The following is an 11,767-nucleotide window of genomic DNA, read 5'->3' as shown; positions in this document are numbered from 1 at the left end:
CGGTCGGGGAAGCGCTGGCAAGCTTGACCTCGTACCGACTGCACCACATCCAGTTGCTCAACCGCCAAGACCTGACCCGCATCTAACTCACACCCAAAATGGAGGGAACGCTCATGCAAAAACGCGACCTTGAACTGTACTTCTCGACCAACCTCAACAAAAAAGTCAAACTGGTGATCCCCGAACCGCGTCACGATCTGACCACCGCCGAAATCCAAGACGTCATGGACCTCGTGATCCAGAAAGGAATCTTCGGCTTCCCGCAGGGACTGGCCGTGGAAAAACTCTCCGCCCGCATCGTCGAGTCGAGCGTCGAGAAAATCGAGATCTAAAGCAAAAAAGACAGGCCGGATTCGCGGCCTGTCTTTTTTGTGGTTTTGCTTATTCAAAAGAGGGGCGTCAGTTCTCGCCTCTCTTTTCGCACACCTATTCCGAGGATTGCGCCGGGGGTTCCCACAACTCAACCCGGTTCCCTTCGGGGTCCATCACCCAGGCGAATTTGCCGTATTCCGAGTCCTGGATCGTATCGATAACCTCCACGCCCTCTTCACGCAACACGTCTACCAATTTCAGTAAATTCTCCACCCGGTAATTTACCATAAATGGAGCGGTCGAGGGGGCGAAATACTTCGTATCTTTTGGAAACATAGACCATACGGTTTGCCCTGCAGACTCAAACACAGTACCCAGCATACCTGTGGCCAACTGAATGCCCAGATGTTTTTCATACCAAGCCAGCAACACCTCAGGCTGCTCCGCTTTAAAAAAGATGCCGCCGATTCCAGTGACACGTTTCATCGTGAACCTACTCCCATCGTCATTTTTCATACTCTCCTTTTTCTCTTTCCGTACATGTTGCCGAGGTCACGTGAGGAGTTTCCCGAAACGCTTGCCGATTTCTTCAAACGAAAACTCGGGCGTATTCATCAGCTTCGTGCACCTCTTACATGGACAAGTTACGTTCGCAGACTTCCCTCCAAAATTCCATTGCAAGCAACACCATGACCTGCGGATGCCGTCAACGCTGCTCGGAGATATTGGGTACGTGAATAGGGGTGCAACATTGTCCATGATCGTTCAGGGGAAGACATTTCCTTTTTCAGCAATCACGGGTCAATTATACTCCGGCGGTGAAGGAAAGGAAATATAAGGTGGGTGGCAATCGCGCTGGCCTTCGCGCCGCGTTATAACTTCCCCGTAATTACGTGCGATCATCGCCGACAGTTCTGTCCTACCTGCGCCCTTGTCCTCATATCATGGGAGGAGATGGTATACTGGGAGGGACGGCCAATGTCGGAGCGCAACCTGTTTTTGCGTGGTGCACTTATTCTCGGGATTGCGGGGATCTTGTCCAAGCTGCTCGGGTCGGTCTATACGATTTTTTTGCAAAACATCATCGGGGACCGTGGGATCGGCTTGTATCAGATGGCCTATCCGATCTATTCAACTCTGCTCATCCTCTCGACGGCCGGGTTTCCGGTCGCCGTGTCCAAGTTTGTCGCGGAACATGTCGCCCTCGGCGATTATGCAGGTGCGAAAAAAGTGTTTCGCGTCTCCAGCCTCCTGCTGACCCTCACCGGCGTCGGGTTTTTCCTGTTGCTCTACTTCGGCGCGGAGCAATTCGCGATCTGGTTCGGTGACCGGGAAGCCGTCTACGCCATCCGCACGATCGCCCCCGCCTTGCTCGTCGTACCGCTCATGTCCGCCTTTCGCGGCTACTTCCAAGGCTGGCAACGCATGGAGCCCACCGCTACCTCGCAGTTGGCCGAGCAATTCGTGCGCGTTGGCACGATCCTCGTACTCGCCACTTTGCTCTTGCAGTGGGGCTACGGGGAAGCAGGAGCTGCGGCGGGTGCGGCTTTTGGTGCGTTCACCGGCGGTTTGGCGGGCTTCCTGACGATTCTGATCTTTGCTTGGAACCGTCGCCACTACTTCCGTCACGACCCGCGCTACCAAAACAAAGTCGCCCCCCAAGGCACATGGACAGTTGTGAAAAAACTCTGCTGGTACGCGCTGCCCGTCTCACTTGGAGCACTCGTCGTTCCGCTGATGAACAACGTCGATGTGATCACCGTCGTCAATCTGCTCAAAAAATGCGGTTTCACACAAGAGCAAGCCACTGAGATGTTCGGCCTGCTCACGGGGCGTGCCTTCAAACTGATGCTGCTGCCGACCACGTTCGCCTCCGCGATCGGCACCGCCCTGATGCCCGCGATCTCTGCGGCGATCGCGCTGCGCGACAAACGCCTCGTCTCCTACCGCATGGAGATGGCGATGCGCATGACGATGCTGGTGGCCCTTCCCTCCTCCGTCGGTCTCGCACTGCTCGCGGAACCGATCGACATCATGCTGTTCAAAAACAACGAAGGCACCCAAGCGATCGTCGCCATCGCAGCGGCGACGCTGTTCTCCAGCATCCAACTCACGTCCTCTGCGATCCTCCAAGGTGTGGGTGTCATCTACATACCGGTGCGCAATCTGTTTATCGGCGCACTTGCAAAATTGGGGTTGAACTTCCTGCTCGTACCCATACTAGGAATTAACGGGGCGGCGCTCGCCACCGTCATCTCGTACTTGATCGCGACGATCCTCAACCTGATCGCGCTGTATCAACGAACCGGTGTCGTGTTCGACTTGCGGGCGATGCTGTTCCGCCCGCTGTTCGCAACTTTCTTCCTGAGCGTCGCAGCGTATGGGGTCGTGCAGTACATGACGCCCTACTTCCACAGCATCACGCAGGACGGTCGGATCGTGGCCGCGCTTACAGCGATGACCGCCATGACTGCCGCCGGACTGGTCTATGGCATCGCGCTGATGGTCACCGGCGCTGTCACGCGTGCGGACATCGCAGCAGTTCCGAAGATCGGGCCACGTCTCGCGGGCTTTTTTGCCAAACTAGGCATGATTCGATAGATTGCAGACATGGAGTGAATAACACACAATGGCACAGATCACCATCGTGGGCCTCGGGCCCGGTTCTTGGACCGGGCTGCCACTGGGCTCCTATCAGATTTTAGAAACCCAACAAGCGGCGGCGGGCGCGATATTTCTGCGCACCGAACGCCATCCAGTCGTGGACGATCTCCGGGAAAAGGGGATCGTCTTTGTTGCGCTTGATTCCTTCTATGACGAAGGAGAAGATTTTGGACAGGTCTACCAGAACATCGCCAATCACCTGTTCGAGCAGGCGCACCAAAACGGGCACATCGTCTACGCCGTGCCCGGTCATCCCGGCGTCGCGGAGATCACGGTTCAAAACCTCCGCCGCCAAGCATCTGCCCAAAACGTCCAGATCGTGATCGGCCCAGGGCATTCCTTCCTCGACGATCTGCTCGTGAAGGTCGGCGTCGATCCGACGGACGGCTTGCTGTTCCTCGACGGGACCAGTCTGTTCCCGCGTCAGGTCAACCCGAGCCTGCACACCGTCATCGCACAGGTCTACTCCCGCGATGTCGCGTCTGATGTCAAGCTGACTCTGATGCAGCAATACCCGGACGATTACCCGGTCACCGTCGCTCGTGCGATCGGTGTCGAGGGGCTGGAGCGCGTCGAGACGATGCCGCTCTACGAGATCGACCGCTTGGACTGGATCGACCACATGACCACCGTCTACTTGCCCGCCACGCTTGCGGAAGCGGTGATCAACCGCCAACTTTGGCAGTTCGTCGACATCATCGCCGCCCTCCGTCACCCGGAGACCGGCTGCCCGTGGGATCTCAAGCAGACGCATCAGACCCTGCGCCCCTATGTGCTGGAGGAAGCGTTTGAAGTTGCCGATGCGATCGACCGCGACGAACCGGACGACATCGCGGACGAACTGGGCGACCTGTTGCTCCAGATCGTGCTGCACGCGCAAGTCGCCAGCGAGGAAGGCACGTTCGATATCTATGAAGTGATTCGCTCGGCCAGCGAAAAAATGATCCGTCGCCACCCGCATGTTTTTGCGACCGCAGAGGCGGAAACGGCGGAGGACGTCGTCGCGAACTGGGCAGACATCAAAGCACAGGAGAGGGCGGACAAAGGCGAGGTCGACGAGCATCTCCTCGACTCCGTCCCCGCCGCTCTGCCCGGCATCCTGATGGCGCACAAGCTTCAAAAAAAAGCCGCCGCTGTCGGCTTTGACTGGGATGATCTCGCGGATGTGTATGACAAGGTTCGCGAGGAGATCGCGGAACTGGAGGCGACAGACGACCCTGCAGGGGAGCTGGGTGATCTGTTGTTTGCGCTGGTGAATCTCGCCCGGTTCTTGAAAGTCGACCCGGAGGAAGCCCTCGCCCGCACCAACCGCAAGTTCCGCGAACGCTTTGCCTACATCGAGGACGCCCTGCGCGCACAGGGCAAAACACCCTCGGAAAGCACGTTGGTGGAGATGGACAACCTGTGGAACGCCGCCAAAAAGCAGGAACGTTCCTAAAAACACAGGTAAAATCATGCAATCTTGCAGGAATTCCATAGAGGATCAAGAATAAGCAAGAGGTTCATTTTCCCACAATCCAGAAGTGTATTGCGAAAGGGGCTCAACTGTACCATGAACAAAGTGGAACTCATCGCGGCTGTCTCTGAGAAGTCCGGCCTGAAGAAAAAAGACGCGGAACTCGCGGTTAACTCCTTCCTCGAATCGATCGAAGAAGCACTCAAATCGGGTGACAAAGTCCAACTGATCGGCTTTGGTACGTTCGAAACCCGCAAGCGTGCAGCTCGTTCCGGCCGCAACCCGAAAACAGGCGAGGAGATCACGATCCCGGAATCGGTGATCCCGGCCTTCAAACCGGGCAACAAGCTCAAAGAAGCGACGAAGTAAGATGCGTCTCGATAAATACCTCAAGGTGTCGCGGCTGATCAAGCGCCGCACTTTGGCCAAGGAAGTCTGTGACCAAGGTCGCATCGTGATCAATGGACGTCAGGCGAAGGCCAGCACCAGCGTCGCGGCCGGCGACCTGTTGACGATTACATTCGGGCAGAAGATCGTGGAAGCCCGCGTCGAGATGCTCCAAGAATCGGCGAAAAAAGATCTCGCAGCACAGATGTATACCATCGTTTCGGAAACCCGGCGCGAAGTGATCGAGCCGGAGTTTGTCGACGACGAGGAATAGACGAAGAGACCAAGCCTGCACAGGCTTGGTCTTTTTTTGTACATCGGGCCATATCTTGTACCAATCAAGTGTCTACGGGGAGGATTGGAAGAGATGGCAGATGAACGCAACCCACGTCCCAAACAATACCAAAACCACGAGCTGGTCCTTCGCAACCGGCAAAGCCTCGAAGTCAACGGCGTGCTCAATGTGGAGAGTTTTGACGCGCAGGAGTTCGTGCTGGCGACGCACTTTGGATTTCTCGCAGTTCGCGGGGAGAACTTGCATATCAAAACGCTGAACTTGGAAAATGGCTTTGTCGCGATCGAAGGCTTGATTCTCGACATCGGCTACTTTGACGAAGGTGTGACACCATCGGAGAAGGCCAAGGGGTTTTTCAGCAAGCTGTTCCGGTAGGGGGAGGACGTGATGAGCCTCTGGACGCAGTATCTGACCGTGTTTGCCATGAGTGCCAGCGGCGCCGTGCTTGGTGCTGTTTATGATGTGTACCGCACCATTTTGGCGGAGTGGAAATACCTTAGATTTCTAGGGCCGATCCTCGACTTCGCGTTTTGGATCTTTGCGTTGCTGCTCGTGCTCTATTCGATCCACTGGGCGAACGACGGCGAGGTGCGGTTGTACGTGTTCCTCGTCATGCTGATCGGCTTTGGCTTGTATCGGTTGCTGTTGCGAAAAATCGTCGTCGGCTCGACGGTCGGCGTGATCAAGACGATCACGTACCTGTTGCAAGTGATCGGGCGCTTCCTGTTCCTGACGGTGATCACTCCGCTGCTCTGGCTGTGGTCGCTGTTCCTCGCACTGGTGCGCGGCATCGACTCCCTCGCCAACACGTTGGAAAAAGTCATCCTCTGGCCGTTCGGCCCACTGCTGACTTCGATGGAGTGGCTCGGACGCAAGCTGTACGAGTGGACGATCCTCCCGTTGGTCAAGCCGGTTTTTCAGCCTGTAAAAAAATATATCGCACGCGTCAAGCAAAAGTGGAGAGGAATACTGCGTTCTGTGGCGAATTGGTTAGTCGACCAAGATGATGAGGATCGCAAACCCTAGTAGCGCTGAACGGAGGAACGACGGGACGATGAACAAGACAGGACGCACCAACGTCTATAGCATGAACGAACAGGAGTCGACGCCGGCACCATCTCCTGTGGCAGGCAAAGCAACTTCGAAGCGCCGCTGGAAGCCGCGCCGCATTCTCATGTTCGGGATCATGGCGTGGGCTGCCTACGTGTTTTTCTTTGTTCAATCGCCCGATCTCAAGCGTCTGGAACAGCAACAGGCAACCCTCAACCAAGACATGACGCAAGTTCAGCAGTCGAATGTCGACTTGCAGAAGCGCATCGAGCAACTGCAAGATCCCGACTATATCGCACAACTGGCACGCAGTCAGTTTATGATGGTGAAAGACGGGGAAACTTTACTGGTAGAACCGAAGCAAGAAGTCCCGAAACGCTAAGGGCTTCTTGAATTTTTCCTTGGCAATCGTTATAATTTAGATGGAATACGTTCGTTAATCCTTAAGGAGGAGCTTTTTCTACATGGCCATTGAATTGGGCAGCAAACTGCAAGGGAAAGTAACCGGTATCACGCACTTTGGTGCGTTCGTGTTGCTTCCAGGTAACGTGACGGGTCTGGTGCACATCTCGGAGATCGCGGACACCTATGTCAAAGACATCAACGAACACTTGAAAGTCAACGATGAGGTAACCGTAAAGGTCATCAACGTCGACAAAGACGGCAAGATTGGCCTCTCGATCCGCCAAGCCAAGGAACCTGTAGAAGGCGAAGCTCCGCGTGAATATCGTCCGCGTGGCGATCGACCGCCGGGCCCGAGTGGTCCGCGTGGTGACCGTCCGATGGGCGGCGGTGGTGGTGGTGGTCGTCCGATGGGTGGCGGCGGTGGTGGTCGTCCGATGGGCGGCGGCAACCGTGGTGGCGGCCGTGGCGGTCAACGTCCGGAACGTCCGGTGCAATTCGAAGACAAACTGACTCGCTTCCTCAAGGAAAGTGAAGACCGTCTGTCTGCCCTTAAACGCAATGAATCCAAGCGCGGAGGCCGTGGTGGCCGACGCGGCTAACTTGTCGCGATACGGAAGGCACACCCGTTTGGGCGTGCCTTTTTTGCAACGATGTGGCTCGGGGGAATAATGTTCCCTGTTTTGACACAACCTGTACGTGTTCTTTATAATAAAATAGTCTGTAGTACGGTCTTATAGCAAGATCTCCTATTTCCTGAAGGTAAGAGGTGACTATCCAATGCTGTCTCTCCACGAAGGCATGACGCTTCACCCGATTTCGGTAGCGGTCACGTTCGTAATCTGCGCGATCCTGTGCGGGTTCACGATGGTCTCGATGATCAAGCAGCGTAAAAAAGGTCTCGCTGGCTTCATGTTCCTGTCGCTCATCGTGATGCTTGCTTGCGCGTATGTATCCTCCACCGTCACCGCATAAAAAAAGCCCGGCTCTCTTAATCGAGAGCTGGGCTTTTTTATTGATTTTTACTTTTCATGCACATCTGGCGCAGTTCGACAATATCCTGTGTATCGAGTGAGGACACAGAATAGAGAGTGTCAGGTGTGGAGGGAATCATCGAGTATGTATCATGAGTTTTGGGTGACGAAGTACCATGAGTTGGAAGTCCGTAACATTGAGTCGTTTTGGAACCGGATCGGTCACTGGATCTGGTAAGGCATCCTGCGTGATGAAAAAAACCGCCTGTTGCGAGGCGGTTTTTCTCATGACTAGGTCTCATGACTAGGCTTTGCGTTTGTACTTGGAGTACGTCCACCAAGCGGTCGCCCCGACGAGCACGGCGACAGAGATGGCGATCAGCGTGTAGGAGTAGACATAGGGATTCACAGGCATGGGCCTCCTTTGCGCAGGATGCTGGTGTCATTTTTTGCATCCTCGTGGGTTTCTATGCGGGTCTGCTGATCGGGTGATTAATCCACGATGCCGGTGCGGACGAACATGACCTCGACGCGGGTGTCGAGCTGAGCCTTGCTCAACATCTCGTGCCACTCGTCGCGTGTGAAGTGGCTGCCTCGAACGCTGGAGCGGTAGATTTCGCCGAGTCCGATCGGGTCGGTTTTGAGCGAGATGAATTGCGTGAGAAGTTCGTGCAACTCGAGGCTCATCTGATGCCCGATCGCGTCTGCCAGTTGCTTTTCGGTCTCCGGTTTGGAGAGGTCAACGGGTTCGGAGACCTCCAGCAGCTCGGCGCTTATCTGCAGGGTGATTTGGAAGCGGAGGTTTTGGGGGTCGAGCAGCTTGATCTGGGGTTTTTGCTTTAAGGTTGAGAACATCATGGCGGTCTCGGACTTGCTGGGCGCTTGCTTGAGCACGGGTTTCAGTGCTTGGCTTTTGACCCGCACTTCGAGGTACATCGGTTTGTGCGGGTCACGAAATGACTTGATGTAGTACCCGTTTCGGGTGCTGGTTTCACCGGCCAAGCGATCATTTTGAAACAGGGCAATGCCGGTGATGGAGACTTTATTTTTCTCTTTTTCCAAGATCGGCAACACCGGGTCGCGACCGACTTCATAGTAATCGCGGATGAATTCGTGCAGTGTCGCCGAGGGGAGGTTGCCGCTGAGCGTGTTCTGCTTGAGATCTTGGTAGAGGAACGAGCCGAGGTTCGACGTCTCTGGGTAGCGGTAGGCCATCAGGTCCTGCGCCTGGCCTCTGCAGACGGCGATGTAGACCATCCGCCCGACGTTGGCGTCGCGAGAGAGCGTATCGACCAAGCCAAACAAGCCGTTTTTGCGCACGAGTTCGTCACTGTACAACGCCACGCGCAACTGGCCCGAGACGAGCTTTTTGGCCATGCCGAGGTTGTTGATCTCGCGGGAGCCTTTGCTGCTAGCGGAGACGCTGGAGATCACTTGGGTGTGCTCCTTGGCGCGCGGATCGACTTGGTAGAGCAGGGAGGTGCCGCGGATTTTATTTTCACCCGCGTCGTCATACCCGACCATCAGGATCAGGCCGGTCTGTTCGAGGATGTTCGTGCGCATGCACCCGGTGGTGAACAGACTGAGGGCTAGAGAGATCAAGAGCACGCGTCGAGCTCTCATGTCTGCTTCCCCTCCTGTCGGCGCTGCCATTTCGTTTTGATCAAGGCTACCACGTACAACAGCAACGGGTAGAGAAAGACGGCGTAGAGATAGAACGTGTTGAACAGGTCGTTGAGCTGGTTGACTTTCTGCCGGGTGTTGAACAGGAATCCCAGTCCCAAGGTGATGAGAGCGACCGCGTAGACGCCCTTTTTTTGCGAGAGGTGAAAGACATGCTTCAAACCACGGGTGGTCGCCCACGTGTAGAGCAGCATGTTGGGCAGGATCACCAGCACCCACAGCGGGATGATCAGGTATTCGAAGCGTTCGAGGAACGGCAGCTGGATGATCTTGAGGATTGAGAGCTGGGCCCAGATGTTGTGCAGGAGTTGTTCCTGGCTGAAGTACACGGTGGCGGTCAACATCGCGATGAGGTAGATCAGGTTGGTGATCAGGGCGGCGATCTGGCTGTAGCGATAGGCATGGTGCTTGTCGCGCACGAACGGATAGACGAAGTAGATGATCTCGAAGCCAGACAGGGTCAGGGCCATTTTTTGCACAGCGGTGAGCAAGTCTGGGAGTTTGGCTTCGAACACGGGCAGCAGGTGACTCCAGACGGCGTATTGCAGCGGGTAGTAGGCGAGCAGCACCAACCAGATCGTGGAGAGGACGCTGAGCAAGCAGAAGCCGACGATGATGCGCAACCCGCCGAGCACGCCGTAGATCACCAGCAACAGCAGGGAGAGGGAGACAAACCACGAGGGGATGTCCACAGAGATCCACGTCTGGATCACTTCGATGTACGTCTCGATGATCACCAGCGTCGGTGCGGCGAGCATTGCGGTGTACAGGGCGTTCAGCACGCGGCCCAGCCACTTGCCCCAGACCGCATCGTGGATGCCGTACAGATCGGACGAATCGAACATGCGCAGTGTGGCGACCATCACCCAGAGGATGAGGTGTACGGCGAGCCCCGCGATCACGATGGCGATCCATGCGTCCTGACGAACGTACTTCGCGATGAGGCGGTGGAAACCGAGCACCCCCACTCCCACTTGGTTGGCTTGGATGACAAAGACAAGCATCGAGGCGTTAAACAGCAGTCGTTTGGGGATCGTCGGGGTGGTGTTCATGTCTAGGGTTCCCTCCTCACTCATCGATGTCATGGATCTGCTTGGCTTGCGCAGGGGAGTATCGCTCCGCATCCTCAGGGCGCGTGAAGTCTGATCGCTTGGCATATGAGGGCAATCTCAGGCGCAACAGACCTTCCTTCCAGTTGCGCAACCGCAACGGGTACATCGGCCACAGGAACGGATGTCCAAGCGAGGTGATGCGCAACAGGTGAAGCATCAAAAACGCAATGCCCAAGAGGATGCCGAGCCCGCCGAGCCACCCGGCGAGGAGGATCATCGGGAAGCGCAAGAGTCGGATGACGATGCCGAACATATAATTGGGCGAGGTGAACGAAGACAGGGCCCCGAGCGCGACCAGCATGATCAGGATGTTGCTGGTGAAGCCTGCTTGTACCGCCGCTTCCCCGATGACGATACCGCCGACGATGCCCATCGTCTGACCGACTTTGGTGGGCAGGCGGGCACCGGCTTCGCGCAGCAGTTCGATGATCACTTCCAGCAACAGCGCTTCGTACAGCGGGGGAAAGGGGACGCGCAACCGCGATTCGATCAGCGAGTCTAGCAAATTGATCGGGATGACTTGGTAGTGATAGGTCAGCGCCGCTACGTAGAGCGCGGTCATCAGCGTCGAGCCGAACATCGCTACAATTCGCATCGCACGAATAAGCATCGTTAAGTTCCAGCGCGTGTTGTAGTCCTCTGAGGTTTTCATATAGTCCCACAGCGTACACGGTGCGAGGATCGCCAGCGAATTCCCGTCGAGGAGCAAGGCGATCTTGCCTTCCAGCAGATCGTAGGTGACGCGGTCGGGACGCTCGGTCAACAGCATCTGGGTGAAGACCGTCCACGAGTTGTCGTCGATCAACTGCGTGAGGATGGAGCTGGCGATCACGCTGTCGACCTCTAAGTCCTCCATGCGTTGACGCAAGGTGATTACATTTTGTTCGTCGGCGATGTCTGAGATATAGAGCATGCTGACGCGTGTCTTGCTCCGTCTACCCACGGTCAGGGATTCGTTGCATAGACGGGTGTCAGGTAGCAATTTGCGGATCAAGGCCACGTTGTTCTCCAAACTCTCCGTGAAGGCGGTCTGTTGGCCGATCACGGCATACTCCCGCTCGGGGATCACGCCTTGGGGCGACTGGTCGGTCTGGATGAGCAAGCCTTGGGCGATGCCGTCCAGGTGCAGGTAGACCCAGCCGCGCAACAGAAATTCGAGCGTCTGCTGGAGGTTATCGGTGACTTTCAGACTGGCGATCGGGATGATCTCCATCAGCGCTTGTAGGGTCTGCGCATGCCCGCCGAGGCGTTGCAAAGGGGCGAGCACGGCGCGTTGTAACAGCTCTGTGTCCAGCAAGGTATTGACAAAAAGGACCCCCATCCTGCGCTTGTGCAACGTGCGAACAACGAGGTCGGCGCTGATCGGCAGCGCCTGTTTGACCTGTTTGACTGCCGCATCAAGCGAAGCGGGGAGGTGGGTGTGTTCCATAGT

At 56.2% G+C, this 11,767-nt stretch carries 14 protein-coding genes; 10 read left to right on the top strand and 4 right to left on the bottom strand.

All coding sequences use genetic code 11. The features are described 5' to 3' along the window. Positions 1-113 precede the first annotated feature (113 nt). Positions 114-332 (top strand): DUF2922 domain-containing protein, encoded by a 219-nt coding sequence (locus C7459_RS17000; protein ID WP_109690483.1) that lies wholly within the window; start codon positions 114-116, stop codon positions 330-332. Between the two features lie 94 nt (positions 333-426). Here C7459_RS17000 and C7459_RS16995 read toward each other — a convergent pair whose 3' ends face one another. Continuing rightward, positions 427-798: a VOC family protein gene (locus C7459_RS16995; RefSeq protein ID WP_109690569.1), complete on the bottom strand. Its 372-nt coding sequence runs from the start codon at positions 796-798 to the stop codon at positions 427-429. A 492-nt stretch (positions 799-1,290) separates the two neighbouring features. Between C7459_RS16995 and C7459_RS16985 the strand changes: the two genes are divergently transcribed. The 9 genes from C7459_RS16985 to C7459_RS16945 all read left to right on the top strand — a co-directional run bounded on the left by C7459_RS16985 (position 1,291) and on the right by C7459_RS16945 (position 7,541). Beyond that, entirely contained in the window at positions 1,291-2,913 is a 1,623-nt protein-coding gene (locus C7459_RS16985) for a putative polysaccharide biosynthesis protein (RefSeq protein ID WP_170119520.1), read from the top strand. A 28-nt stretch (positions 2,914-2,941) separates the two neighbouring features. Beyond that, positions 2,942-4,414 carry a bifunctional methyltransferase/pyrophosphohydrolase YabN gene (gene yabN, locus C7459_RS16980; RefSeq protein WP_109690480.1) on the top strand — a complete coding sequence of 491 codons (1,473 nt, stop codon included), beginning with the start codon at positions 2,942-2,944 and terminating at the stop codon, positions 4,412-4,414. A gap of 114 nt (positions 4,415-4,528) precedes the next feature. After that, positions 4,529-4,801, top strand: a complete 273-nt coding sequence (locus C7459_RS16975) for an HU family DNA-binding protein (protein WP_109690479.1) — start codon at positions 4,529-4,531, stop codon at positions 4,799-4,801. A 1-nt stretch (position 4,802) separates the two neighbouring features. Next, entirely contained in the window at positions 4,803-5,093 is a 291-nt protein-coding gene (locus C7459_RS16970; protein WP_109690478.1) for an RNA-binding S4 domain-containing protein, read from the top strand. A 93-nt stretch (positions 5,094-5,186) separates the two neighbouring features. Then, the gene (yabP, locus tag C7459_RS16965; RefSeq protein ID WP_109690477.1) at positions 5,187-5,489 is read left to right on the top strand and encodes a sporulation protein YabP; all 303 of its coding nucleotides are present in this window, start codon (positions 5,187-5,189) and stop codon (positions 5,487-5,489) included. 12 nt (positions 5,490-5,501) lie between these two features. Beyond that, positions 5,502-6,140, top strand: a complete 639-nt coding sequence (yabQ, locus tag C7459_RS16960) for a spore cortex biosynthesis protein YabQ (protein ID WP_109690476.1) — start codon at positions 5,502-5,504, stop codon at positions 6,138-6,140. A 28-nt stretch (positions 6,141-6,168) separates the two neighbouring features. Then, positions 6,169-6,546: an FtsB family cell division protein gene (locus tag C7459_RS16955; protein WP_170119519.1), complete on the top strand. Its 378-nt coding sequence runs from the start codon at positions 6,169-6,171 to the stop codon at positions 6,544-6,546. An 82-nt stretch (positions 6,547-6,628) separates the two neighbouring features. Further along, the gene (locus tag C7459_RS16950; protein ID WP_109690474.1) at positions 6,629-7,168 is read left to right on the top strand and encodes a S1 domain-containing RNA-binding protein; all 540 of its coding nucleotides are present in this window, start codon (positions 6,629-6,631) and stop codon (positions 7,166-7,168) included. Between the two features lie 178 nt (positions 7,169-7,346). Further along, on the top strand, positions 7,347-7,541 hold the full coding sequence (locus C7459_RS16945) for a hypothetical protein (RefSeq protein WP_109690473.1): 195 nt from the start codon (positions 7,347-7,349) through the stop codon (positions 7,539-7,541). Positions 7,542-8,032: 491 nt separating this feature from the next. Here the strand turns inward: C7459_RS16945 and C7459_RS16940 are convergent, their stop codons facing one another. The 3 genes from C7459_RS16940 to C7459_RS16930 are packed head-to-tail and all read right to left on the bottom strand — an operon-like array spanning position 8,033 to position 11,764. Next, positions 8,033-9,163 (bottom strand): Ger(x)C family spore germination protein, encoded by a 1,131-nt coding sequence (locus C7459_RS16940; protein WP_170119518.1) that lies wholly within the window; start codon positions 9,161-9,163, stop codon positions 8,033-8,035. Beyond that, on the bottom strand, positions 9,160-10,275 hold the full coding sequence (locus C7459_RS16935) for a GerAB/ArcD/ProY family transporter (RefSeq protein ID WP_170119517.1): 1,116 nt from the start codon (positions 10,273-10,275) through the stop codon (positions 9,160-9,162). The genes C7459_RS16940 and C7459_RS16935 overlap by 4 nt, the downstream gene beginning before the upstream one ends. Before the next feature lie 16 nt (positions 10,276-10,291). Further along, positions 10,292-11,764, bottom strand: coding sequence for a spore germination protein (locus C7459_RS16930; RefSeq protein ID WP_109690471.1), 1,473 nt, complete (start codon positions 11,762-11,764; stop codon positions 10,292-10,294). Positions 11,765-11,767 lie beyond the last annotated feature (3 nt).

Origin of the sequence: Tumebacillus permanentifrigoris, assembly GCF_003148565.1 — a bacterium.
Classification (GTDB): domain Bacteria; phylum Bacillota; class Bacilli; order Tumebacillales; family Tumebacillaceae; genus Tumebacillus; species Tumebacillus permanentifrigoris.
The sequence above is the reverse complement of the archived record's forward strand: the minus strand, read 5'-3'. Positions and strand labels throughout refer to the sequence as shown.

What these genes read in the sequence shown, in the direction of transcription:
- C7459_RS17000 (WP_109690483.1), top strand. Translation starts at nt 114, where the DNA reads ATGCAAAAACGCGACCTTGAACTGTACTTCTCGACCAACCTCAACAAA.
- C7459_RS16995 (WP_109690569.1), bottom strand. Translation starts at nt 798, where the DNA reads ATGAAACGTGTCACTGGAATCGGCGGCATCTTTTTTAAAGCGGAGCAG.
- C7459_RS16985 (WP_170119520.1), top strand. Translation starts at nt 1,291, where the DNA reads ATGTCGGAGCGCAACCTGTTTTTGCGTGGTGCACTTATTCTCGGGATT.
- yabN (WP_109690480.1), top strand. Translation starts at nt 2,942, where the DNA reads ATGGCACAGATCACCATCGTGGGCCTCGGGCCCGGTTCTTGGACCGGG.
- C7459_RS16975 (WP_109690479.1), top strand. Translation starts at nt 4,529, where the DNA reads ATGAACAAAGTGGAACTCATCGCGGCTGTCTCTGAGAAGTCCGGCCTG.
- C7459_RS16970 (WP_109690478.1), top strand. Translation starts at nt 4,803, where the DNA reads ATGCGTCTCGATAAATACCTCAAGGTGTCGCGGCTGATCAAGCGCCGC.
- yabP (WP_109690477.1), top strand. Translation starts at nt 5,187, where the DNA reads ATGGCAGATGAACGCAACCCACGTCCCAAACAATACCAAAACCACGAG.
- yabQ (WP_109690476.1), top strand. Translation starts at nt 5,502, where the DNA reads ATGAGCCTCTGGACGCAGTATCTGACCGTGTTTGCCATGAGTGCCAGC.
- C7459_RS16955 (WP_170119519.1), top strand. Translation starts at nt 6,169, where the DNA reads ATGAACAAGACAGGACGCACCAACGTCTATAGCATGAACGAACAGGAG.
- C7459_RS16950 (WP_109690474.1), top strand. Translation starts at nt 6,629, where the DNA reads ATGGCCATTGAATTGGGCAGCAAACTGCAAGGGAAAGTAACCGGTATC.
- C7459_RS16945 (WP_109690473.1), top strand. Translation starts at nt 7,347, where the DNA reads ATGCTGTCTCTCCACGAAGGCATGACGCTTCACCCGATTTCGGTAGCG.
- C7459_RS16940 (WP_170119518.1), bottom strand. Translation starts at nt 9,163, where the DNA reads ATGAGAGCTCGACGCGTGCTCTTGATCTCTCTAGCCCTCAGTCTGTTC.
- C7459_RS16935 (WP_170119517.1), bottom strand. Translation starts at nt 10,275, where the DNA reads ATGAACACCACCCCGACGATCCCCAAACGACTGCTGTTTAACGCCTCG.
- C7459_RS16930 (WP_109690471.1), bottom strand. Translation starts at nt 11,764, where the DNA reads ATGGAACACACCCACCTCCCCGCTTCGCTTGATGCGGCAGTCAAACAG.